A 21,723-nucleotide genomic window follows, 5' to 3' on the forward strand; every position below is an offset into this window, starting at 1 on the left:
CTGAGGAGCCCCCAGCGTGCCTGAGACCCTGATCACCCCCGCCTCCGTCGCGGGTGCCGCGTACCTCGTCGCGGCGCTCGCCTTCATCCTGAGCCTGGCCGGCCTGAGCCGGCACGAGACCGCCAGGCGCGGTGTCGGCTACGGCATCGCCGGCATGGCCATCGCCCTCGCCGCGACCGTCTGGGTGACCGTGCTGGACGGATGGGGCGAGCCCGGCGCCCCGCTCGGCCTGCTGCTGCTCGTCGTCACCGTGCTCGTCGGCGGCGCCATCGGCCTCTGGCGGGCCCGCCGCGTCGAGATGACCGGGATGCCGCAGCTCATCGCCCTCCTGCACAGCTTCGTCGGCCTCGCCGCAGTGCTCGTCGGCTGGAACGGCGCGCTCGCCGAGCCCGAGCTCGAGGGGGCGCTGCGCGACATCCACCACGCCGAGGTCTTCATCGGGGTCTTCATCGGCGCGGTGACCTTCACCGGCTCGATCGTGGCGTTCCTGAAGCTGTCGGCGCGCATGAAGTCGGCGCCGCTCGTGCTGCCCGGCAAGAACGTGATGAACCTCGGCGCCCTCGTCGCCTTCGTCGTGCTGACCGTCTGGTACGTGATCACGCCCGACCTGTGGCTGCTCGTGCTCGTGACCGCCCTCGCGCTCGCACTCGGCTGGCACCTCGTGGCCTCGATCGGCGGCGGCGACATGCCGGTCGTCGTGTCGATGCTCAACAGCTACTCGGGCTGGGCGGCCGCGGCCGCGGGCTTCCTGCTGGACAACGACCTGCTGATCGTCACGGGTGCCCTCGTGGGCTCCTCGGGTGCGTACCTGTCGTACATCATGTGCAAGGCCATGAACCGGTCGTTCATCTCGGTCATCGCGGGCGGCTTCGGCATCGAGGCGCCGTCGAAGGGCGACGAGGACTTGGGCGAGCACCGCGAGATCCAGGCGACGGATGCCGCGGAGCTGCTGGTCAACGCCTCGAGCGTCGTGATCACGCCCGGCTACGGCATGGCCGTCGCGCAGGCGCAGTACCCGGTCGCCGAGCTCACCCAGAAGCTCCGCGAGCGCGGCATCGAGGTGCGCTTCGGCATCCACCCGGTCGCCGGCCGCCTGCCCGGCCACATGAACGTGCTGCTCGCCGAGGCGAAGGTGCCGTACGACATCGTCGAGGAGATGGACGAGATCAACGACGACCTCGCCGGCACCTCGGTGGTGCTCGTCATCGGCGCGAACGACACGGTGAACCCGGCCGCGGCCGAGGATCCGGGCAGCCCGATCGCCGGCATGCCGGTGCTGCGGGTCTGGGAGGCCGACAACGTGATCGTCTTCAAGCGGTCGATGGCGTCGGGCTACGCGGGCGTGCCGAACCCGCTGTTCTTCCGCGACAACGCGCAGATGCTGTTCGGCGACGCGAAGGAGCGGGTCGAGGACATCCTCAAGGCGCTCTGACGCGGCGCGCCGGCCGGTGACCGGCTCGACCGGTGTCGGATGCCGCGGCTCGCGTCGCGGCATCCGCCCCGGTCGCCGCGGGCATCCGCCCCCCGCGCCTGCTCTCGGCGTTCGCCCGGGAACCCGGCGCGTAGGATTGAACGGTTCCCCAGTCGAAAGAGGTCGCCGTGGCCGATGCCCGCGATGCCGCGCCCGAGCGCGCCGGCGCCTGGCTCCTTCCGGTCGTCCGCGGCGCGCTGGCGCTCGTCCCCTCCGCGGTGATCACCTTCACGCAGGAGCACTCCCCCGCCCTCGGCCTCACCGTGTTCGGCTGGTGGGCCGTCGTCTCCGGCGTGGTCGTGGGCGCGCTCGCCCTCCGCCTCGTGGCCGACCGGGCGGCGCGCTGGGCCTTCGTCGCGAACGGCGTGATCAGCGCCACCGCAGGCCTCGTCGCCATCTGGCTGGCAGACACCGTCTCGGCCGGTGTCGCCCTGTTCACCTTCACGGTCGCCGTCTGGGCGGCCGTCACCGGCATCCTCGAGCTCATCGTCGGCGTGCGCGCCCGCGGACGCGTCCCCGCCGCCCGCGACTGGCTCGCGGCGGGCGGCCTCACCGCCGTCCTGGCGCTCGTGTTCGTCCTCCTCCCGCTCGATCCCGTGACCGCGGTCGGCCTCTTCGGCGCCTACCTCGTGCTCATCGGGGTGCTGTTCGTGATCGGCGGGTTCTCGTTGAAGTGGGCCGCGTCGGGACCGGTCGGTTCCGACGACGCGGCATCCGGATCGGAGCGATCGTGACCAACCCCCGCGACGGCGGTTCCCGTCCGAACCGCCGCGACGCGCTGCGCCCGGTGGAGTACGTCGGCGGTGCCGCCATCGCGGCGGTCTTCACCGCGTTCATCGTCTTCTTCGGCACCCGCGACTGGAACATCGCGCTCATCACGCTGGGCGGCGTGTTCATCATCGTGCTCATGGTGCTCGCGCTGCTGACGATGGCCGTCAAGCCCAACCCGGGCGAGCACGGCGACGGCACCGGGGGCGACCCCGACCGGCGCCGGGGCGACGGCTCCGGGCACTGACCGCACTGCGGACGCCTCCGCAGGCCGCGGCACGTGGCGCCGCTCGATAGGCTTCCCGGCATGGTCGAGGCAGTGGTGTTCGACATGGACGGCGTGATCGTCGACAGCGAGGAGCGCTGGGAGGACGTCCGCCGTCGGCTCGTGCTCGACTCCGGTCGCGACTACCCGGACGAGGCGACGCGGAAGATGCAGGGCATGAGCGCCCCCGAGTGGGAGGCGTACCTGCACGACGAGCTCGGCGTGCCCGGCTCCCCGGCCGAGATCGGCCGCCGCGTCGTCGCCGAGATCGAGGCGTCGTACCGCGACGACCTCCCGCTCATCCCCGGTGCGGTCGAGGCGGTCCGCGCACTCGCGGAGCGCCATCCGCTCGCCGTCGCCTCATCGTCGAACCGTCACCTGATCGTGGCGGTGCTCGACGCGGCGGGACTGGCCGGATCGTTCCGTGCCGTCGTCTCCAGCGAGGAGGTCGCGCGGGGCAAGCCCGCGCCGGACGTCTACCTCGAGGCGGCGTCGCGCCTCGGCATCGACCCCGAGCGCTGCGTGGCGGTCGAGGACTCGTCGAACGGGCTCCGGTCGGCGAAGGCCGCGGGCATGGCGGTCGTCGCCGTGCCCAACCGCGCGTACCCGCCCGCCGACGACGCCCTCGCGCTCGCCGACGTGGTGCTCGAGTCCATACGCGAGCTCACGCCCGACGTCGTCGCGGGCGCCTGAGCGCCGCGGTCACGCCTGCAGGCGATCGACCAGCTCGTCGGCGAGCCCGGTGTACGTCGCGGGGGTGAGCGCGAGGAGCCGCTGCTTCGCGTCGTCGGAGATGTCGAGGCCCTGCACGAACTCGGCCAGGTCGGCGGCGCCGACCCGCTTGCCGCGCGTGAGTTCCTTGAGCAGGGCGTAGGGATCGGCGATCGACGAGCGGCCGGCGGCGACCTCGGCCCGGATCACCGTCTGGATCGCCTCGCCGAGCACCTCCCAGTTGCCGTCGAGGTCGGCCAGCAGCAGGTCGCGGTCGAGGTCGATCTCGCCGAGGCCGCGCAGGATGTTGTCGAGCGCGAGCAGCGAGTGCCCGAAGCCCACGCCGATGTTGCGCTGCGAGCTCGAGTCCGTGAGGTCGCGCTGCAGGCGGCTGGTCACGAGCGTCGCCGCGAGCGAGTCGAGGATCGCGCTCGAGAGCTCGAGGTTCGCCTCGGCGTTCTCGAAGCGGATCGGGTTGACCTTGTGCGGCATGGTCGACGAGCCCGTCGCGCCGGCGGCGGGGATCTGGCGGAAGTAGCCGAGCGAGATGTACGTCCAGACGTCGGTCGCGAGGTTGTGCAGCACGCGGTTCGCGTGCGAGATGCGGCCGTAGAGCTCGGCCTGCCAGTCGTGCGACTCGATCTGCGTGGTGAGCGGGTTCCAGGTGAGGCCCAGCGACTCGACGAACTCGCGCGAGACCGTGGGCCAGTCGACGTCGGGCGCCGCGACGACGTGCGCCGAGAAGGTGCCGGTGGCGCCCGAGAACTTGCCGAGGTACTCGGTCGCCTCGACCTGGCGCAGGATCCGCTCGAGGCGGTACGCGACGACCGCGAGCTCCTTGCCCATGGTGGTCGGCGTCGCCGGCTGTCCGTGCGTGCGCGAGAGCATCGGGGCGTCGCGGTGCTCCTGCGCCATGCCGATGAGCTTCGCGATGACCGCGCGGTACTTCGGGAGCCACACCTGCGCCACCGCGTCGCGCACGGTGAGCGCGTACGAGAGGTTGTTGATGTCCTCGCTCGTGCAGGCGAAGTGCGTGAGCTCGGCGAGCTCCGCGAGGCCGAGCTCGTCGAGCTTGCCTCGGACGTAGTACTCGACAGCCTTGACGTCGTGGCGCGTGGTCGCCTCGAACCGCGCCAGTTCGTCGATGTCGGCCTGCCCGAAACCGGTGACGACCGCGCGGAGCGCCTGCTTCGCGTCATCCGCCAGCGGGGCCGTGCCGAAGACGCCGCGATCGGTCTGCGCGATGAGCCACTCGATCTCGACGTGCACGCGTGCCCGGTTCAGGCCCGCCTCGGAGAGGTGCTCCCCGAGGTCGCCGACGGCGGCGCGGTAGCGTCCGTCGAGCGGGCTGAGCGGCTGGGGAGGCAGCGAGGTCATCGGTTTCCTTGTCTGAGAGCGGGAGCGAGTTGCCGGAAGAGGGCCGACGTCGACCGCTCTATCATCCCAAGAACCCGATCGAAGGTCGCATCGTCGCTGTAGTACGGGTCCGGGACGTCCTGCAGCGGCGCCAGCTCCGGATCGAACTCGAGCAGCAGTCGGACCTTGTGGGCGTCGACGGGCGTGCGCGCCCAGTTGCGCAGCACGCGCGACTGGCCGCGGTCGAACGCCACGACCAGGTCGAGGTCCGGGAAGTCCTCCGGGTCGAACTGGCGCGCCCGGTGCCGGCTGCCGTCGTAGCCGGCGCGCTCCAGGGCCTCGAGCGTGCGGTGGTCGGCCTGCTCGCCCACGTGCCAGTCGCCGGTCGCCGCCGACTCGATGCTGAGCCGGTCTGCGAGGCCCGCGTCGTCGGCGAGGGAGCGCAGCACGACCTCCGCCATCGGCGACCGGCAGATGTTGCCGGTGCATACGAACGAGACCCGGAAGCGCTGCGCGGACTCCCCCGCGGGTTCCGCTCGCGTCATGGAACCCTATTCTGGACCCGACCGGGGGGTCGCGAACAGAGCGGGATCGGGTGCGGGTATCCGCGAGGGGGGTGCCGGCATGGATGCGCCGGAGGCGGACGTCGAGGTCGACGCCGAGCTGGTCGCCCGCCTCGTGGCGGCGCAGCATCCGGCCTTCCTCGGACCGGTCCGTCCCGCCGCCTCCGGGTGGGACAACGTGATCATGCGGATCGGGGAGCGGTGGGCGGCGCGGATGCCGCGACGCGGGCTCGCCGATCGGCTCGTGCGATCCGAGCAGCGCTGGCTCCGCGAGGTCGCCGGATCCCTCCCCGACGGCGTGGCCGCGCCGGTGCCGGTCGCGGCGGGCGCCCCGGGAGCGGGCTACCCGTACGCGTGGAGCATCACGCCGTGGTTCGACGGTGGAGCCGCGGCCTCCGTCGATCCCGCCGAGCGTCGCGCGATCGCCGAGCCGCTCGCCGACGTGCTCGTCGCGCTCGGCCGGCCCGCGCCGGCGGAGGCGCCGGCGAACCCGTTCCGCGGCGTGCCCCTGTCCTACCGGGACGACGTCCTGTCGGAGCGGCTCTCCTCGGGTCGTCTCGAGCGGGTCGTGCCGACGGATGCCGCGGCGCTCGCCGCCGTCTGGCGCGACGCCCTCGCGGCGCCCCCGTGGGCCGGCGCGGCGCGCTGGGTGCACGGCGATCCGCACCCCGGCAACCTGCTCGTCGACGGGGATGCCGCGGATGGGCTGCGGCTCGTCGCGCTGCTCGACTTCGGCGACCTCACGGCGGGCGATCCGGCGACCGACCTGGCCGCCGCCTGGCTCGTCTTCGACCCGCCGGGCCGCGCCCGGTTCCGTGCGCGCGTCGAGGCGCTGCGACCGACGGATGCAGGGGACTGGGCCCGAGCGCGGGGGTGGGCGCTCGCCATGGGATCGGCCATCGTCGACACCGTCGGCGTGGGCGGACCGATCGGGCGGGTCGGCGCGCACGCGCTCGCACAGGTGCTGCTGGACTGAGCCGGCGCCGGCGCCGGCGCCGGAGCCGGAGCGCCGGCCGAGGCGCCCTCGGGCCCGCCCTCCACAGGGCGTCGCGGCGGCGGACGATCCCGCGCGAGCCGCGGGTGGACGGCGAGGCGGCCGCCGGGGTGGACGATGCCACGGTGGATGTCACCGACCCCTTCGGCCTCGAGGTCGCGGCCACGCTCGCCGCCCGGAGGCGGGAGGCGCTGCTGCCCGAGGTGTTCGCGCTTCGGGTGCTGCGTGCCGAGCTCGCCGAGACCCGGCCCGGGCTGCTCCGAGAGCGCATCGACGGATGGCGAGATGCCGCCGCCGATCGTTTCGGCGATCGGATGCGAGACCTCGCAGCCGCGCTCGACGAGGCCGCGCGGGAGCTGGCCGACGCGGAGCGGCTCATGGCGGAGGCCTGCGAACGGCTGGCGGCCGAGGAGGCCTCGGCGCGGCACGCGGCGGCGACACCTCATGATGCGGTGTCGACCGCGGGAGCCGGGACGGCGTGGGCGGGGACGGCGCCGTGGACGGGCTGACCGTCACCTCCGGTGCCGCCACGTCGGTCGAGACCGACGCCGTCCGGCTCGAATCCGTGCGCCTGTCGGCGGTCGCCCATGTGGTCGACGAGTGGGCCGTCCGCGCCACGGGCGTGCTCGAACGCAGCCGGGTCGATCCCTGCGGCGGGCCCGCCCTCGCCCCGGACGCCGCACGGGCCGCGATCGCCCTCGCCAGGGACCGGCTGGGCGCCGTCGCCCGCGGGGCGGCACGCCGCGCAACCGACCTCGGCGCTTCCGCCGCGGGGTACGAGCGCGCCGAGCTCCTCGCGGACGTCGGCCGGAGGATCGCCGCCGGGATCATCGGGAGCGCTGCACCCGCGTTCGCCCTCGCCGCGGCGTCCGGGGCGTCGATCGCGCTGGGGCCGGCGTGGCTCGTCTCGCAGCTGGTGTCCGCGGTCGACGGCCGCGCGGCGGTGGACGCCGCGCTCGAGGGCCTCGTCCTCGAGCGCGGCCTCCCGATGCTGTCGGACCCCGCCTTCGTCTCGCTGGTGCGCGCCGCCGCCGACGGGACCGACGAGGTGATCGCGGGGCTCCTCGGGTCGGAGGCGCTGTTCGTGGCCGGCGGGGCGCTCGAGGCGCCGGAGAACGCGCGACTGCTCCTCGCGGCGGCCGGGGTCGTCGGACTGGCCTCGGGCGGTCGCGCGCTGCGCGAGACGCCCGTCGAGGTGCGTCGCGTCGACATCGCGCCGGGACGCGACGGGCGCCCGGCCGGCATCGCGCCCCCGCCGCGTGGCGTCGGCGACCTCGCCGACCGCATCCCGTCCGGCGGTGCCGATGCGCCGCAGGTCCGCATCGAGCGGTACGCGGGCCCGGACGGTCCGCGGTGGATCGTCTACTCCGCCGGCACCAAGGACTTCGGGCTGGAACCCGCCGCCCAGCCCTACGACATGACGTCGAACCTGCACGCCGTCGCCGGAGCCTCGTCGCTGCCGCTCGCGGTCGACCTGGCCGCGGGCGAGCGTGCGGTGCGCGATGCCATGTCGCAGGCCGGAGTCCGGCCGGGTGACGAACTGGTGGTGGTCGGCCACTCCGGCGGGGGCATCATCGCCGCGAACCTCGCGGCGGACCCCGATCTCCACGTGGTCGCCGCGGTGAACCTCGGCGGGCCGGCCGCCCAGGTCGACACGGGCGAGGTCCCGATGCTCTCGGTGACGCACGCGGAGGACCTCGTGCCGGCGACGGGCGGATCGGGCGTCGCGTCGGCGAGTCGCATCGACGTCGAGCGCAGCGTCGGCGCGATCGCCCCGCAGCCGGGCAGCCCGGTGCCGGCGCACGCGCTGCGCGAGTACCGCGCGACGGCCGAGCTCGTCGACGCCTCCGACGACCCCCGGCTCGCGGACTTCCGCCGGACGCTCGCCGGCTTCACGGACGGCGGCGCGGCCGAGGCGACGCTCTGGCGGGCGATGCGCGTCCCCGCGGCGTCCGCCGCGGGGGTCTCGGCTCCCACGGGCACGGGCCCGTGACCGCGTCAGTCCTGCGGGCGGACCACCAGCCCGATCAGCCAGCTGATGAATCCGAGGACGAGGGCGCCGAGCACGCCCCACCAGAAGCCGTCCACCTCGAGCCCGAAGCCCATGAGACCGCTGATCCAGTCCACGAGGAGCAGGAGCAGGCCGTTCACGATGAACGACAGCAGGCCGAGGGTGAGGACGTACAACGGGAACGCGACGATGCGGATGAGCGTGCCGAGCGTCGCGTTCACGATGCCGAAGATCGCCGCGACGAGCAGGTACGTGAGCACCGTCGCGAGCTCCGTGTCCTCGTAGGGGACGACCCGGACGCCGGACACGAGGAGCGTCGTGAGCCACAGCGCGAACGCCGAGACGATGACCTTGAGGAGGAATCGCATGCCCCCACTATGGCAGCGGAGGCCGCGCGGGCGAAGGGATTCGCGGGGGCGGGGACGGCCCGGGCGAAGGGGTACGGTGGATGCCGTGACCGCATCGGAGCCCACGACCACGCAGGTCCGCCTGCGCCCCGAGATCGCCGCGCTGCCGGCGTACCGACAGGGCCGGCCGGCCCCCGCGGACGGCTTCAAGCTGTCGAGCAACGAGAATCCCTGGCCGCCCGTCGACGGTGTCGCTCAGGCGATCGCGGCCGCTGCCCTCGAGGTCAACCGCTATCCGGACGCCACCGCGCTCGTGCTCCGCGAGCGACTGGCCGAGCGCTACGGGGTCTCCCCCGACGGCGTGCTCGTCGGCGCCGGCTCGGTCTCGCTGCTCGCGCAGTTCATCCTGGCCGCCTGCGCGCCGGGCGACGAGGTGGTCTACTCCTGGCGCTCCTTCGAGGCGTACCCCGGGCTCGTCACGGTCGCCGGTGCGACGAGCGTGCAGGTGCCCAATCGCGCCGACCACGGCCACGACCTCGACGCGATGGCCGACGCGATCACCGATCGCACGCGGGTCGTCATCGTCTGCTCCCCGAACAACCCGACCGGCGTGCCGGTGACGGCGGCCGAGTTCGAGCGGTTCATGGAGCGGGTGCCGGCCGACCGCCTCGTGCTGCTCGACGAGGCCTATGCGGAGTTCGTCCGCGACGACGCGTCCGTCGACGGCAGCACCCTGATCGGCCGCTACCCGAACCTCGTCGTGCTCCGCACGTTCTCCAAGGCCTACGGTCTCGCGGGCGTGCGCGTCGGCTACGCGATCGGTCCGGTCCCCATCCTCGACGCGGCCCGCTCGACCGCCATCCCGCTGGGCGTGACCGCGGTCGCGACCGCCGGCGCGATCGCGGCCCTGGAGGACGCCAACGAGGCCGAGCTGCTGCGTCGGGTCGACGTGCTCGCCGATCGTCGCGAGGCGCTCCGCGAGGCGCTCATCGCCCAGGGCTGGGAGATCCCCGCGGCGCAGGGCAACTTCGTCTGGCTGCCCACCGGCGACCGCACCGTCGAGGTGGCCGAGCGGCTGTTCGAGGCCGGAGTGGTCGCGCGCGCCTTCCCGGGCGACGGCATCCGGGTCTCGGTCGGCGAGGAGGAGTCTGTGGAGGTGCTCCTAAGCGTTCTTGAGGGTCTTGTCTGACCTCCACAAGAATGGGCCCACACCGAGCGGGTACCGTGGAACGGTGGCAGCCCCCTCACGCGACTTCACCGCTCCGACGGTCCAGCTCCTGACGCCCGAGGGCGAGCTTCGGCCGAGCCCCGAGGCCGAGGCCTACCTGCCGATCGTCGAGGCCCTGCCGGACGCCGTGCTCGAGCAGTTCTACCGCGACATGGTCGTCTCGCGCCGCATCGACGTCGCCGGCGCCAACCTGCAGCGGCAGGGCCAGCTCGCACTCTGGGTGCCGAGTTCGGGCCAGGAAGCCGCACAGGTGGGCTCCGCGCGCGCCACGCGCCCGCAGGACCACATCTTCCCCTCGTACCGCGAGCACGTCGTCGGCATGATCCGCGGCCTCGACCCGGTCGCGATCATCCGCCTGCTCAAGGGTGTCACCCTCGGCGGCTGGAACCCCGAGGAGAACGGCAACTTCCACCTGTACACGCTCGTGCTGGCGTCGCAGACGCTGCACGCGACCGGCTACGCCATGGGCCTCCAGTTCGACGGCGCCACCGCCACCGGAGACCCCGAGGCGGATGCCGCGGTGCTCGTCTACTACGGCGACGGCTCGACCTCGCAGGGCGACGCGAACGAGGCGCTCGTCTTCGCGTCCAGCTACCAGACCCCCCAGGTGTTCCTCGTGCAGAACAACCAGTGGGCGATCTCGGTGCCGGTCTCCCGGCAGTCGCGCAGCCCGCTCTCGCTCCGCGGCGGCGGCTTCGGCATGCCGGGCATCCGCATCGACGGCAACGACGTGCTCGCGAGCTACGCGGTGACCCGTCAGGCGCTCGAGGAGGCCCGCGCCGGCGACGGCCCGTCGCTCATCGAGGCGGTCACGTACCGGCTCGGTGCCCACACCACCGCCGACGACCCGACGAAGTACCGCACCGACGACGAGGTGGAGTACTGGACCGCACGGGACCCGATCCCGCGCTTCCGCACGTGGCTCGAGGGCCGCGGCGCCTCGGGGGCGTTCTTCACGGGCGTCGACGAGGAGGCGGCCGACACCGCCGCCGACGTCCGGGCGAGGGCGCTGGAGATTACCGCTCCGACGCGGAACACGATCTTCGAGCACGTGTACCACGAGCCGCACCCGCTCATGGAGGCGCAGGCCGCCTGGCTCGAGGAGTACGAGAACTCGTTCGAGGGAGGCCAGGCATGACGGTCGAGACGGTCGCCGGCGCTCCGGCCGAGCAGGGCGAGCTGCGCGGCGTGCACACGCTGTCCATGGCGAAGGCCATCAACGCCGGCCTCCGCGACGCGATGCGCGCGGACCCCAAGGTCCTGCTCATGGGCGAGGACATCGGCGCGCTCGGCGGCGTGTTCCGCGTGACCGAGGGCCTGCTGGCCGAGTTCGGCGACCGCCGGGTCCTCGACTCGCCGCTGGCCGAGTCGGGCATCGTCGGCACTGCGATCGGCATGGCGATGCGCGGCTACCGGCCGGTGCTCGAGATCCAGTTCGACGGCTTCATCTTCCCCGCGTTCGACCAGATCACGACCCAGCTGGCGCGCATGAACCTGCGCCACGAGGGGACGACGCCGATGCCGGTCGTGATCCGCGTGCCGTACGGCGGGCACATCGGCTCGATCGAGCACCACCAGGAGAGCCCGGAGGCGTACTTCGCGCACACGCCGGGCCTGCGCGTGGTGAGTCCCTCGACGCCGCACGACGCGTACTGGATGATCCAGGAGGCGATCGCCTCCGACGACCCCGTCCTGTTCTTCGAGCCGAAGAGCCGGTACTGGCCCAAGGGTCCGGTCGACCACGACCACGCCGGCCTCCCGCTCCACGCGAGCCGTGTCGTCCGGCGCGGCGACGACGTCACGGTCGTCGGCCACGGAGCCATGGTCGCGACGCTGCTGCAGGCGGCGGACATCGCGGCCGAGGAGGGCCGCGGCCTCGAGGTCGTCGACCTCCGCTCCCTCTCCCCCATCGACTTCGGACCGATCGTCGACTCGGTGCAGCGCACCGGTCGGCTCGTCGTCGCGCAGGAGGCGTACGGATTCGTGAGCGTCGGCTCGGAGATCGCGGCGACGGTCGCCGAGCGCGCGTTCTACTCGCTCGAGGCGCCGGTGCTGCGCGTGTCCGCGTTCGACACGCCGTTCCCGCCCGCAGCGCTCGAGACCGAGTACCTCCCGAGCGCGGACCGCGTGCTCGAGGCCGTGGACCGTTCGCTGTCCTACTGATCCTCCGGGCCGCCAGGGCCCGGGACCACCGTCCGATCCGATTCCGAGGAGCACGATGAGCGAGATCCGGTTCCCCCTGCCCGACGTGGGCGAGGGCCTCACCGAGGCCGAGATCGTGCAGTGGCGCGTGTCGCCCGGCGATCACGTGGTGCTCGACCAGGTCTTCGTCGAGATCGAGACGGCGAAGTCGCTGGTGGAGCTGCCGAGCGCGTACGAGGGCACCGTCACCGAGCTCCTGGTGGACGAGGGACGGACCGTCGACGTCGGCACCCCGATCCTCGTGATCCAGACGGATGCCGCGAGCGGCATGTCCTCCGACGGATCGGCTCCGACGACCGCCGCCGAGCCGGCCCCGCAGGCCGCTGCGCCCGCGCCCGGTTCCGACGGGGAGGGCGGCGGCGCCGTGCTGGTCGGCCACGGCAGCAGCGGTCCGGCGCGCAGCCGCCGGCAGCGGCATCCCGCGCCGGGCGGCGCGCACGAGCACCTCGCTCCCCCGCCTCCGCCCCCCGCGCCGCCGGCACCGGCGGCCCCGATGGCGGCCGCGCCCTCGGAGGCCCCTGCCGTGGCCGCCGAGGCGAAGCGCCAGCCCGAGCGCACGGACGACGGCGTGCCCGTGATCGCGAAGCCGCCGATCCGCAAGCTGGCGAAGGACCTCGGCGTCGACCTGTCGCGGGTCACGCCGACCGGGCCGATCGGCGACATCACACGCGACGACGTGATCCGCGAGGCGAGCCAGGCGAGCGTCTTCCGCAACATCCAGACGCCCGAGCTGCCGACCGATCGCGAGACGCGCATCCCGGTCAAGGGCGTGCGCAAGGCGATCGCGCAGACCATGGTGCAGAGCGCATACTCCGCACCGCATGTATCGGTCTTCGTCGACGTGGATGCGACCCGCACGATGGAGTTCGTCAAGCGGCTGAAGGCCTCGCCGGACTTCGCGGGCGTCAAGGTGTCGCCGCTGCTCATCATGGCGAAGGCCATGATCTGGGCGGCTCGTCGCAACCCGACGGTGAACGCGCAGTGGACCGACGAGGAGATCATCGTCAAGCACTACGTGAACCTCGGCGTGGCCGCGGCGACGCCGCGCGGCCTCATCGTGCCGAACGTGAAGGAGGCGCAGTCGATGTCGATGGTCGAGCTGGCCACCGCGCTCGAGCAGCTGACGCTCACGGCCCGCGAGGGCAAGACGCAGCCGGCCGAGATGCAGGGCGGCACGATCACCATCACCAATATCGGCGTGTTCGGCATGGACACCGGCACGCCGATCCTGAACACGGGCGAGGTCGCGATCGTCGCGCTCGGGACGATCCGGCAGAAGCCGTGGGTCGTGGACGGCGAGGTGCGTCCGCGCTACGTCACGACGATCGGCGGGTCGTTCGACCACCGCGTCGTCGACGGCGACGTCGCGAGCCGCTTCCTCGCCGACGTGGCGGCCATCATCGAGGAGCCGGCGCTCCTGCTCGACTGAGGCGCGCCGCGACCGTCAGAGCCGGGTCTCGAGGAGCACTTGGCCGTCGACGCGGCCGACCTCGACGAGCCCCGCCTCCTCGAGGACCCGTCGGGCGGGCAGGTTCGCGATGTCGCACTCCGCACGGGCGACCGCCGCTCCGGCGTCCCGCAGGACGACGAGGGCGGCGTCGACGACGTGGTGCGCGAGGCCCTCGCCGCGTGCGGCGGGCACGAGGCCGAAGGCGAACTCGACCGCGCCGCGCTCGTCGGGCGGACCGAAGAGGTTGACGCCGCCGATGGCCGCGCCCTCCCCCGGGCCGTCGGCGTGCCGGCGCACGAGGTACGGCCCGAACGGGGCCGGGTCGCCGTCGCGCTGCACCGTGCGCAGGTACTCGGCGAGCAGCTCCGGCTCGTCGGTGAACGAGTACCCGCCCTCCCAGCCGTCGAGGGGATCGACGCGGCCCTCGAGGAGGCGTTCGGCGTCGGCGACGGTGAAGGGGTGCAGGGCGATGGGTCTCGTGGCGGTTTCCACGGCTGACACTCTCGCATGGACGACCGACGAACGACACCCCCTCTCCACAAACCGTCATGTTCCCGCCGAAGGCCGGACGATCCGCCCAGATGGTTTTGACAATCATTATCAATAGTGATTGGATTCCCACATGCCCAGCGCCCCGACCCGACGTCTCCGCCTGTCCGCGATCGCCGTCTCCGCGGCATCCGTCGCCCTGCTCGCGGGGTGCGCGACGCCCGGCGCGACGTCCGGCGCGGGGACCGGCGCGGACGGCATCTCCGTCGTCGCGACCACCACCCAGGTCGCCGACTTCGCCCGCGAGGTCGCGGGGGAGTCGGCCTCGGTCACCGGCCTGCTCGAGCCCGGGCAGAGCGCGCACTCGTTCGACCCGTCGGCCGCCCAGCTGCTCGCACTGGCGAACGCCGACGCGCTCGTCGTGAACGGGGCCGGGCTCGAATCCTGGATCGACGATGCGGTCGAGGCGTCCGGGTTCGACGGCGTGCTGATCGACGCGAGCACGGGCATCGAGCTCGAGGCCACCGACGACGACCACGACCACGACCACGCCGACGGGGCGATCGCCGACGACGAGCACGCGGCGGAGGGCGACGCCGCGGACCACGACCACGCCGATGGGAACCCGCACGTGTGGACCGACCCGGTCCTCGCCGAGCGGATGGTGCAGACGATCGCCGACGGGCTCGCCGAGGTGCCCGGCATCGACGCCGGGGCCGTCGAGGCGAACGCCGCGTCGTACACGGCGGAGCTCGACGCCCTCGACGCCTGGATCTCCGAGAACGTGGCGCAGGTGCCGGTCGCGGACCGGCTTCTCGTGACGAACCACGACGCGTTCACGTACTTCGTCCACGCGTACGACCTCACGTTCGTCGGGAGCGTGATCCCGAGCTTCGACGACAACGCCGAACCGAGCGCCGCCGAGATCGACGACCTCGTCGCGAAGATCCGCGAGACCGGGGTGCGCGCCGTGTTCTCGGAGGCCTCCATCTCGCCGAAGGCGGCGCAGACGATCGCCGAGGAGGCGGGCGTCGCCGTGTACTCGGGCGAGGACGCGCTCTACGGCGACTCGCTCGGGCAGCCCGGCACCGACGGCGACACCTACGTGGGCAGCCAGGTGCACAACGTCCGGCTCATCCTCGAGTCGTGGGGCGTCGAGCCTTCCCCGCTCCCGGCGGGACTGGGAGGATGACCGCATGAGCGACGTCGGACCCGTGCTGGTCCTGAAGGGCGCCGCGTTCCGCCACCCTGGCGGCGCGGGCGTCACCGAGCTTCGGCTCTCGGTGCGACCGGGCGAGGCGGTCGCGGTCATCGGACCGAACGGCGCCGGCAAGTCGACGCTGCTGCGCGGCATCCTCGGCCTCGTCCCGCTGGTCGACGGCGAGCTCCGCGTTGCAGGCGCATCGCATGCTCCCGACGGAATGGTCGGGTTCCTGCCGCAGTCGGCCGAGCTCGATCCCGACTTCCCGATCAGCCTCGAGCAGGTCGTGATGCAGGGTCGCTACCGGCGGCTCGGCCTCCTGCGCTGGCCCGGGCGCCACGACCGGCAGGTGGTGCGCGCCGCACTCGAGACGGTCGGCCTCGCCGACCGCGCCCGCCGCCGCTTCGGGGAGCTCTCGGGCGGTCAGCGCCAGCGCGGCCTGCTCGCCCGCGCGCTCGCCTCGGAGCCGGCGCTGCTCCTCCTCGACGAGCCGTTCAACGGCCTCGACCAGGCCAACCGCGATGCGCTGCTCGACACGATCCGCACGCTCAAGTCGCGGGGCGTCGCGATCCTCGTCTCGACGCACGACCTCGAGCTCGCCCGCGAGGTGTGCGACACGGTCCTGCTCATCAACGAGTCGCAGGTGGGCTGCGGACCGGTCGACGACGTGCTCACGCTCGAGAACGTGCAGGAGTGCTTCGAGGGCGTCGGCGTCGAGATCGACGAGCACACGGTGGTCGTCCCGGACCACGAGGGCCATTGATGCCGGGTCCGGCATGCGCGCGGGGGAGTGGCGCGCGATGAGCCCCGGTGACGCGCTCTTCGCGGCGTTCGCGCTCCCGTTCATGGGCCGTGCGCTGCTCGTGCTGCTCGTGCTCTCGGTCGTCGCGGCCGTCGTCGGGGTGCTGGTGAACCTGCGCGGGCTGGAGTTCGTGAGCGACGGGCTGACGCACGCCGTGTTCCCGGGGCTCGCGATCGGCCTGGCCGTCGGCGGGACGGCGGGACTCGTCCCGGGTGCCGCGATCGCCGCGCTCGCGGGCGCCGTGCTGCTCACGCTCTTCGTTCGCGCCGGGGTGACCTCCGATGCGGCGGTCGCCGTCGTGCTCACGGCGACCTTCAGCGTCGGCGTGATCGTGGTGTCGCGGAGCGACGACTACGCGGGCGAGCTCGAGGCGCTGCTGTTCGGCCGGGTGCTCACGATCGCACCGGGCGACGTCGTGCCGCTCGTGGTGGTCGCCCTCGCCGCCGCCGCCCTCGTGGCCGCCACGATGAAGCAGCAGGTGTTCCGCGCGTTCGACCCGCAGGGCAGCCGTGCGGCCGGGGACCGCGGACTCGTGCTGGACCTCGTGCTGAACGGCGCCATCGCCCTCGTCGTCGTCGCCGGCGCGAGCACCGTGGGCACACTGCTCGTGCTCGCACTGCTCATCGTCCCGGGTGCCGCCGCACGGCTCGCGTCCGAGCGCCTCTGGCGCCTCTTCCCCGTCGCCGTCGCCGTGGGTGCGGTGAGCGCCTGGCTCGGCCTCGCGCTCGGCTTCGCCGCCTCGGTGGGCGCCGGTGTCGACCTCCCGGCCGGCGCGACGGTGGTCGCGGTGTTCGTCGCCGTCTACGCCCTGATGCTCGTCGGCCGACTCGTCCGCGACCGGGCCGCCCGAGCCGCGGCGGCGGGGGAGCGCTGATGGGGTACTTCGAGCGCGCGCTCCTCGCCGCCGTCGTGATCGGAGCCGGTGCCGGGTTCGTCGGCGCGCTGGTCGTGCTGCGTCGCCGCACGTTCTTCGCCCAGGCGCTCACGCACGCGACCTACCCCGGCGCCGTGGCGGCCGCCGCACTCGGCGTCAGCGTGCCGCTCGGCGCGGCCGTGGCATCCGTCGCGATCGTCGCGGTGATGGCGGCCATCGCGCGGGTGCGCCGCCAGGGTGCGCAGGTGGCGGCGGGCATCGTGCTGACGGCCGGGTTCGCGGCCGGCGCCATCCTGCAGGCGATGATCCCGGGCCTGCCGGTGCGACCGGAGTCGCTGCTCGTCGGGTCGATCCTGACCGTGAGCGACGCGGACATCGCGCTCGCGGCGGTCGTCCTCGTGGCCTCGGTCGCGATCGTGGCCGCCTTCGGGCCGCGTATCGCGTTCTCGACGTTCGACCCCGGCGGGTTCCGCGCCGCGGGGTTCCGGGAGTGGCCCGTCGAGCTGCTCGTGCTCGGGCTCACGGCGGCATCCGTCGTCAGTTCGCTCCCCGCGGTCGGCGCGATCCTCGCGATCGCCCTGATCGCGGCACCGGCGGCGGCGGCGCGCGCGGTCGTGCCCACCTACCGCGGCGTGCTGCTCGCGGCGCCGGTGATCGGCGCCGCCGCGGGCGTGATCGGCGTGCTCGTCTCCCGGGTCGCCGCCGTCGCCGCGGGGCCGGCCATCGCGCTCGCGGCGGCCGCGTTCCTGCTCGTCGCGCTCCTCGGCTCCCAGCTGCGACGGCTACCCTCGAGGCGGGCTCCCATTCCGGTGGAGACCGCGGAGGACGCACGGATCGCATGAAACGGAACACCTGGCAGCGCGAGGCGGTGCGCGACGCGCTCGACGGCACCGAGGGCTTCATCAGCGCCCAGGCGCTGCACTCGGCGCTGCACGCGAGCGGCTCGCCGATCGGCCTCGCCACCGTGTACCGCGCGCTCGGCGACCTGGCCGCCAGCGGCGACGCCGACTGCCTGCAGTCGCCCGAGGGCGAGGCCATCTACCGCGCGTGCAGCACGGGCCACCACCATCACCTGATCTGCCGCAACTGCGGCCTCACGGTCGAGATCGCGGCCGACGAGGTCGAGGCGTGGGCGCAGCGCGTGGCCGGCGAGCACGGGTTCACCTCCGCCGCCCACGTCGTCGACGTGTTCGGGTTGTGCGCGGACTGCTCGCGCCAGGCCGCGGAGCCGGCGTCCGCCGAGTCCGCGTCCGCCTGAGCGACGGTCCGCGGGCCCTGCGGCGGGCGCGCAGCCAGGACTCCGGGTCGGGGCGGATGGCGGTCAGGCGAGCCGCTCGAACGACGCCAGGTGGTTCTCGGAGCCAGCGTACAGGCGCTCCAGCACGCTCACCACGTCCGCCTCGTCCTCTGCGGCGATGGCCGCGCCGAGGTCGTCGAGGTCCTTCTGCTCGATCGCGATGCCGACCTGGATGGCCTCGTCGAGGCTGGTCGACCCGCGCGCCACGAGCTCGTCGTACAGCGCCTGGAGCTCGGGGTCGGTGAACACGCCGACCTCGTCCGACCGCGGGTCGTCGATGCCGCGAGCGTCGAGGAGGGGGCGGACCAGCTCCTGGTGCGTGGTCTCGCTCGCGGTGATGTTCGTGAAGACGTTCGCGCCCCAGAGGTCGCCGAGCGTCACGTACACGTCGTGGGCGAGCTTCTCCTCCTCGATGAGGTAGGCGAGCGCGGCCGCGGTGTCGTACTCCGGCGCGGTGGCCGTGCCGTCCTCCGACTCGGCGCCCGCGTTCCCGCCGTCGGGCTCGGCCGGAACCGTCGCCACGGTCGCAGGCCCGGCGGCCGGGGCGTCGGGGGCCGACGTGCAGGCCGTCAGGGTCGATCCGACTCCGACGAGGAGCAACGCGGCGACGGCGCCGACGACGGGGGTGATGCGGGTGCGCATGGGGATGCCTTCCTCGTCACGGCCCGCGGTCGATCCGCGGCGCCGACGGCCCGGATCCGGGCCACGAGACCATCGTATAAATACCCCATGGGTATTATCGGGACGGAGGTCCCACGGGTCGTGCAGCCCGGGAGCGCTCCGGCGCGCAGGTCCACCCGGAATGCGAAACACCCGATCATGGACGTTTCCGTGATCTCGATTCGACATTCCGCCGCCGACGTGGATACGGTGGACGACGGTCCGTGTGGACCAGACCGCCCAGTCCGCGCCCTCGGTCGCAACGGCCTGTTCCGCCGTTCCTCAGGGGTCGTACGGTTCCTTGCGTGGTATCCGGCCCGGATGGCCGGATGCGCTGGATTCGGCGCTCGCCCAGTGGCACAGCACCACCGCGGCTCGAGCCCGTCTCCCGGATCGCAGGAACCCGGCCGTGACCTACGAGCACGCTCCCGCCTGCCGGCCGCACCGCACCATGGCCGGACTGCGAGCGCGCCTCGGAGTGCCTTCACACATGCTCGAAACGTCCGTCACCACCACCGGCGGCGCCGCGACCCGCGACGCCGCAGCGCCGCCCGGCCCCGCGCCGGAGCCGGCCGGCGCAGACCGCGCCGACGAGCGCGCCGCCGAGGCCGCGCGGCGCGCCGCCCGCGCACTCGAGGTCCGCGGCCTGACCCGCTTCTTCGGCCGTCGTCCCGCCGAGGCGCTCCAGCGGCTCGCCGCCGGCGCCACGCGCGACGACATCGCCCACCTCGGGACCGCGGCCGTCGTCGATGCCGAGTTCGACGTCCGCCGCGGCGAGATCTTCGTCGTCATGGGCCTGTCCGGCTCCGGCAAGTCGACGCTGATCCGCATGCTCAACGGCCTGCTCGAGCCCACCGCCGGCTCGGTCGAGGTCATGGGGGAGCCCATCACCGGCGTCTCGCCCAAGCGCCTGCGCGCCATCCGCCGCGACCACGTCTCGATGGTGTTCCAGCACTTCGCGCTGCTGCCGCACCGCACGGTGCTCGACAACGCCGCCTACGGCCTGGAGATCCAGGGCGTTCCGGCCGACGAGCGCCGCGAACGCGCCGGCCGCGTGCTCGAGCGCGTCGGGCTCGGCGGCTGGGGCGACAAGATGCCCGACGAGCTCTCCGGCGGCATGCAGCAGCGCGTCGGCCTCGCCCGCGCGCTCGCCGCGGACACCGACATCCTGCTCATGGACGAGGCGTTCTCGGCCCTCGATCCGCTCATCCGCCGCGAGATGCAGGAGCAGCTCGTCGAGCTGCAGCAGGAGCTCGGCAAGACCATCGTCTTCATCACGCACGACCTCAACGAGGCGATGTTCCTCGGCGACCGCATCGCGGTCATGCGCGACGGCCGGATCGTCCAGCTCGGCACGGCCGAGGAGATCCTCACCGACCCCGCCGACGACTACGTCGCGCAGTTCGTCCAGGACGTCGACCGCGCCCGGGTGCTCACCGCCGGCAACGTCATGGAGGCGCCGCGCGCCATCGTGTCGTCGTCGGCCGGTCCCCGCGCCGCGTTGCGCACCATGCGCGACCTGCAGACCTCGACCGTGTTCGTCGTCGCCCCCGGCCGGCGCCTGCTCGGCGTCGCGCACGACCGTGAGGTGCTGCGCCTCGTGCAGCGCGGGGAGCGCTCGCTCGAGCCCGCCATCCGCGACGAGGTCGCGACCGTCGGCCCCGACGTGGCCCTGTCGGACCTCCTCGGGAGCGCCGTCGAGCACGAGCTGCCGCTCGCGGTGGTCGACGACCGGAGCCGCCTGCTCGGCGCCGTGCCGCGCGTCACCCTGCTCGCCGCACTCGGCAACGTGCCGGCGACCACCGGCGAGCTCCCGGCGCTCACCCCGCCGGCGACCGTCCCGGTCGACGTGATCACCGAGACGCTGCGCTCGACGGAGCCGGCCGAGGCCGAGCCCGCGCCGGGCCTCGAGGAGGCGCTCGCCGACGACGGCGCCGCCCCGATCGAAGGGAGCCGCGCATGAACGAGTTCCGCCTTCCGCTCGGCGACGTCGTCGAGGGCGCCATCGACGTCCTCACCGATGCGCTCGACGGCCTCTTCGCCGTCATCCGCGCCGTCTTCGCCGGCTTCTACGACCTCGTCGACCTCGTGCTGTCGACGCCGCCGTTCTGGGCCGTGATCCTCGTGATCGCCGCCGTCGCCTGGCTCGCCAGGGGCTGGAAGCTCGCCGTCGGCACGCTCCTCGGGATGCTCGTGATCGTCGGCGTCGACCAGTGGGACAACGCGATGGACACGCTCGCGCTCGTGCTCGTCTCGAGTGCCATCGCGGTCGTGATCGCGATCCCGCTCGGCATCCTCGCCGCCCGCAACGACGTCGCGAGCCGCATCATCCGGCCGATCCTCGACTTCATGCAGACGATGCCGGCGTTCGTCTACCTGATCCCCGCGCTCATCCTGTTCCGGGTCGGCGTGGTGCCGGGCATCGTCGCGACGATCGTGTTCGCGATGGCCCCGGGCGTGCGCCTCACCGAGCTCGGCATCCGCGGCGTCGACCGCGAGGTCGTCGAGGCGGGCCAGGCCTTCGGGTCGTCGCCGTGGCGCATCCTGCGGCAGATCCAGCTCCCGCTCGCGATGCCGAGCATCATGGCCGGCGTCAACCAGGTCATCATGCTCTCGCTCTCGATGGTCGTCATCGCCGGCATGGTCGGCGCGGGCGGCCTGGGCGGCCAGGTCGTGCAGTCGCTCACGCGCATCGACGTGGGCCTCGGCTTCGAGGCGGGCCTGTCGGTCGTGATCCTCGCGATCGTGCTCGACCGGATCACCGGCGCGTTCGGCTCCGGCCGCCGGCGGGTGCTCCCGCGACTGCGCCGTTCGGATGCCTCGGATGGCACGATCACGGATGCCTCGAAGGCGACCGCCCTCGCCGAGACCGACGACTCCGGCCTGGCGCTGAAGCACTCGGCCGCGAAGTCGCCCGTCGGCTCCAAGTAACCAGACCATCCGGTCACCGCCGCGTCGCACGTCGACGGCGGTGACCGGCATGCCCCGGAGCCGGCGGACGCCGACTCCGGGAACCCCCGCGCGGACCCTCGCG

The 21,723-nt window shown here is 73.3% G+C and carries 23 protein-coding genes; 18 read left to right on the forward strand and 5 right to left on the reverse strand.

Annotated elements, in window-relative coordinates; all coding sequences use genetic code 11:
• The first annotated feature begins 16 nt into the window (after positions 1-16).
• From pntB to ABD230_RS07730, 4 genes are all read left to right on the forward strand, one after another.
• Entirely contained in the window at positions 17-1,432 is a 1,416-nt protein-coding gene (gene pntB, locus ABD230_RS07715) for a Re/Si-specific NAD(P)(+) transhydrogenase subunit beta (protein WP_344371353.1), read from the forward strand.
• Between the two features lie 167 nt (positions 1,433-1,599).
• The gene (locus ABD230_RS07720) at positions 1,600-2,205 is read left to right on the forward strand and encodes a hypothetical protein (protein WP_344371355.1); all 606 of its coding nucleotides are present in this window, start codon (positions 1,600-1,602) and stop codon (positions 2,203-2,205) included.
• Positions 2,202-2,486 (forward strand): hypothetical protein, encoded by a 285-nt coding sequence (locus ABD230_RS07725; RefSeq protein WP_344371356.1) that lies wholly within the window; start codon positions 2,202-2,204, stop codon positions 2,484-2,486. Before ABD230_RS07720 ends, ABD230_RS07725 begins: the two co-directional genes overlap by 4 nt.
• A gap of 60 nt (positions 2,487-2,546) precedes the next feature.
• On the forward strand, positions 2,547-3,197 hold the full coding sequence (locus ABD230_RS07730) for an HAD family hydrolase (RefSeq protein WP_344371359.1): 651 nt from the start codon (positions 2,547-2,549) through the stop codon (positions 3,195-3,197).
• 9 nt (positions 3,198-3,206) lie between these two features.
• Here the strand turns inward: ABD230_RS07730 and purB are convergent, their stop codons facing one another.
• Both purB and ABD230_RS07740 read right to left on the reverse strand, forming a co-directional pair.
• On the reverse strand, positions 3,207-4,592 hold the full coding sequence (purB, locus tag ABD230_RS07735) for an adenylosuccinate lyase (protein WP_344371362.1): 1,386 nt from the start codon (positions 4,590-4,592) through the stop codon (positions 3,207-3,209).
• On the reverse strand, positions 4,589-5,116 hold the full coding sequence (locus tag ABD230_RS07740; RefSeq protein WP_344371364.1) for a low molecular weight protein-tyrosine-phosphatase: 528 nt from the start codon (positions 5,114-5,116) through the stop codon (positions 4,589-4,591). Before ABD230_RS07740 ends, purB begins: the two co-directional genes overlap by 4 nt.
• A gap of 79 nt (positions 5,117-5,195) precedes the next feature.
• On the opposite strand from ABD230_RS07740, the gene ABD230_RS07745 reads away from it, so the two are divergent.
• From ABD230_RS07745 to ABD230_RS07755, 3 genes are all read left to right on the forward strand, one after another.
• Positions 5,196-6,110: a phosphotransferase gene (locus tag ABD230_RS07745; protein ID WP_344371368.1), complete on the forward strand. Its 915-nt coding sequence runs from the start codon at positions 5,196-5,198 to the stop codon at positions 6,108-6,110.
• A 143-nt stretch (positions 6,111-6,253) separates the two neighbouring features.
• A complete protein-coding gene (locus ABD230_RS07750; protein WP_344371370.1) occupies positions 6,254-6,637 on the forward strand; it encodes a hypothetical protein in 384 nt (127 codons plus the stop codon).
• Positions 6,607-8,121 (forward strand): alpha/beta hydrolase family protein, encoded by a 1,515-nt coding sequence (locus ABD230_RS07755; protein WP_344371372.1) that lies wholly within the window; start codon positions 6,607-6,609, stop codon positions 8,119-8,121. Before ABD230_RS07750 ends, ABD230_RS07755 begins: the two co-directional genes overlap by 31 nt.
• A gap of 5 nt (positions 8,122-8,126) precedes the next feature.
• Here ABD230_RS07755 and ABD230_RS07760 read toward each other — a convergent pair whose 3' ends face one another.
• On the reverse strand, positions 8,127-8,507 hold the full coding sequence (locus ABD230_RS07760) for a phage holin family protein (RefSeq protein ID WP_344371374.1): 381 nt from the start codon (positions 8,505-8,507) through the stop codon (positions 8,127-8,129).
• A gap of 142 nt (positions 8,508-8,649) precedes the next feature.
• On the opposite strand from ABD230_RS07760, the gene ABD230_RS07765 reads away from it, so the two are divergent.
• The 4 genes from ABD230_RS07765 to ABD230_RS07780 all read left to right on the forward strand — a co-directional run bounded on the left by ABD230_RS07765 (position 8,650) and on the right by ABD230_RS07780 (position 13,345).
• Positions 8,650-9,675, forward strand: coding sequence for a histidinol-phosphate transaminase (locus ABD230_RS07765; protein ID WP_425546216.1), 1,026 nt, complete (start codon positions 8,650-8,652; stop codon positions 9,673-9,675).
• Positions 9,676-9,718: 43 nt separating this feature from the next.
• The gene (locus tag ABD230_RS07770) at positions 9,719-10,852 is read left to right on the forward strand and encodes a thiamine pyrophosphate-dependent dehydrogenase E1 component subunit alpha (protein ID WP_344371379.1); all 1,134 of its coding nucleotides are present in this window, start codon (positions 9,719-9,721) and stop codon (positions 10,850-10,852) included.
• 65 nt (positions 10,853-10,917) lie between these two features.
• Complete coding sequence (locus ABD230_RS07775) at positions 10,918-11,877, forward strand: alpha-ketoacid dehydrogenase subunit beta (protein WP_425546217.1); 960 nt, start codon at positions 10,918-10,920, stop codon at positions 11,875-11,877.
• Positions 11,878-11,932: 55 nt separating this feature from the next.
• Complete coding sequence (locus ABD230_RS07780) at positions 11,933-13,345, forward strand: dihydrolipoamide acetyltransferase family protein (RefSeq protein WP_344371383.1); 1,413 nt, start codon at positions 11,933-11,935, stop codon at positions 13,343-13,345.
• Between the two features lie 15 nt (positions 13,346-13,360).
• Here the strand turns inward: ABD230_RS07780 and ABD230_RS07785 are convergent, their stop codons facing one another.
• On the reverse strand, positions 13,361-13,858 hold the full coding sequence (locus ABD230_RS07785) for a GNAT family N-acetyltransferase (RefSeq protein WP_344371385.1): 498 nt from the start codon (positions 13,856-13,858) through the stop codon (positions 13,361-13,363).
• Positions 13,859-13,988: 130 nt separating this feature from the next.
• Here ABD230_RS07785 and ABD230_RS07790 point away from each other — a divergent pair, with 130 nt between their 5' ends.
• Genes ABD230_RS07790 through ABD230_RS07810 form a run of 5 tightly spaced genes read left to right on the forward strand, consistent with a single transcriptional unit; the run spans position 13,989 to position 17,990 of the window.
• A complete protein-coding gene (locus ABD230_RS07790; protein ID WP_344371388.1) occupies positions 13,989-15,047 on the forward strand; it encodes a metal ABC transporter substrate-binding protein in 1,059 nt (352 codons plus the stop codon).
• A gap of 4 nt (positions 15,048-15,051) precedes the next feature.
• Positions 15,052-15,819 (forward strand): metal ABC transporter ATP-binding protein, encoded by a 768-nt coding sequence (locus ABD230_RS07795; RefSeq protein WP_344371392.1) that lies wholly within the window; start codon positions 15,052-15,054, stop codon positions 15,817-15,819.
• 37 nt (positions 15,820-15,856) lie between these two features.
• The gene (locus ABD230_RS07800; RefSeq protein WP_344371394.1) at positions 15,857-16,732 is read left to right on the forward strand and encodes a metal ABC transporter permease; all 876 of its coding nucleotides are present in this window, start codon (positions 15,857-15,859) and stop codon (positions 16,730-16,732) included.
• Positions 16,732-17,574: a metal ABC transporter permease gene (locus ABD230_RS07805; protein WP_344371396.1), complete on the forward strand. Its 843-nt coding sequence runs from the start codon at positions 16,732-16,734 to the stop codon at positions 17,572-17,574. Before ABD230_RS07800 ends, ABD230_RS07805 begins: the two co-directional genes overlap by 1 nt.
• A complete protein-coding gene (locus ABD230_RS07810; RefSeq protein WP_344371398.1) occupies positions 17,571-17,990 on the forward strand; it encodes a Fur family transcriptional regulator in 420 nt (139 codons plus the stop codon). The genes ABD230_RS07805 and ABD230_RS07810 overlap by 4 nt, the downstream gene beginning before the upstream one ends.
• 63 nt (positions 17,991-18,053) lie before the next feature.
• Here the strand turns inward: ABD230_RS07810 and ABD230_RS07815 are convergent, their stop codons facing one another.
• Positions 18,054-18,671, reverse strand: coding sequence for a DUF2202 domain-containing protein (locus tag ABD230_RS07815; RefSeq protein WP_344371401.1), 618 nt, complete (start codon positions 18,669-18,671; stop codon positions 18,054-18,056).
• A 508-nt stretch (positions 18,672-19,179) separates the two neighbouring features.
• Here ABD230_RS07815 and ABD230_RS07820 point away from each other — a divergent pair.
• Positions 19,180-20,652 (forward strand): quaternary amine ABC transporter ATP-binding protein, encoded by a 1,473-nt coding sequence (locus ABD230_RS07820; RefSeq protein ID WP_344371403.1) that lies wholly within the window; start codon positions 19,180-19,182, stop codon positions 20,650-20,652.
• A complete protein-coding gene (locus ABD230_RS07825; protein ID WP_344371405.1) occupies positions 20,649-21,620 on the forward strand; it encodes an ABC transporter permease in 972 nt (323 codons plus the stop codon). Before ABD230_RS07820 ends, ABD230_RS07825 begins: the two co-directional genes overlap by 4 nt.
• Positions 21,621-21,723 lie beyond the last annotated feature (103 nt).

The organism is Agromyces tropicus (assembly GCF_039531345.1).
Lineage (GTDB): Bacteria > Actinomycetota > Actinomycetes > Actinomycetales > Microbacteriaceae > Agromyces > Agromyces tropicus.

Excerpts from the sequence above, each read along its gene's own strand:
- ABD230_RS07730 (WP_344371359.1), top strand. The coding sequence starts at position 2,547 with ATGGTCGAGGCAGTGGTGTTCGACATGGACGGCGTGATCGTCGACAGC.
- purB (WP_344371362.1), bottom strand. The coding sequence starts at position 4,592 with ATGACCTCGCTGCCTCCCCAGCCGCTCAGCCCGCTCGACGGACGCTAC.
- ABD230_RS07740 (WP_344371364.1), bottom strand. The coding sequence starts at position 5,116 with ATGACGCGAGCGGAACCCGCGGGGGAGTCCGCGCAGCGCTTCCGGGTC.
- ABD230_RS07745 (WP_344371368.1), top strand. The coding sequence starts at position 5,196 with ATGGATGCGCCGGAGGCGGACGTCGAGGTCGACGCCGAGCTGGTCGCC.
- ABD230_RS07760 (WP_344371374.1), bottom strand. The coding sequence starts at position 8,507 with ATGCGATTCCTCCTCAAGGTCATCGTCTCGGCGTTCGCGCTGTGGCTC.
- ABD230_RS07775 (WP_425546217.1), top strand. The coding sequence starts at position 10,918 with ATGGCGAAGGCCATCAACGCCGGCCTCCGCGACGCGATGCGCGCGGAC.
- ABD230_RS07780 (WP_344371383.1), top strand. The coding sequence starts at position 11,933 with ATGAGCGAGATCCGGTTCCCCCTGCCCGACGTGGGCGAGGGCCTCACC.
- ABD230_RS07790 (WP_344371388.1), top strand. The coding sequence starts at position 13,989 with ATGCCCAGCGCCCCGACCCGACGTCTCCGCCTGTCCGCGATCGCCGTC.
- ABD230_RS07795 (WP_344371392.1), top strand. The coding sequence starts at position 15,052 with ATGAGCGACGTCGGACCCGTGCTGGTCCTGAAGGGCGCCGCGTTCCGC.
- ABD230_RS07800 (WP_344371394.1), top strand. The coding sequence starts at position 15,857 with ATGAGCCCCGGTGACGCGCTCTTCGCGGCGTTCGCGCTCCCGTTCATG.
- ABD230_RS07805 (WP_344371396.1), top strand. The coding sequence starts at position 16,732 with ATGGGGTACTTCGAGCGCGCGCTCCTCGCCGCCGTCGTGATCGGAGCC.
- ABD230_RS07810 (WP_344371398.1), top strand. The coding sequence starts at position 17,571 with ATGAAACGGAACACCTGGCAGCGCGAGGCGGTGCGCGACGCGCTCGAC.
- ABD230_RS07815 (WP_344371401.1), bottom strand. The coding sequence starts at position 18,671 with ATGCGCACCCGCATCACCCCCGTCGTCGGCGCCGTCGCCGCGTTGCTC.
- ABD230_RS07820 (WP_344371403.1), top strand. The coding sequence starts at position 19,180 with ATGCTCGAAACGTCCGTCACCACCACCGGCGGCGCCGCGACCCGCGAC.
- ABD230_RS07825 (WP_344371405.1), top strand. The coding sequence starts at position 20,649 with ATGAACGAGTTCCGCCTTCCGCTCGGCGACGTCGTCGAGGGCGCCATC.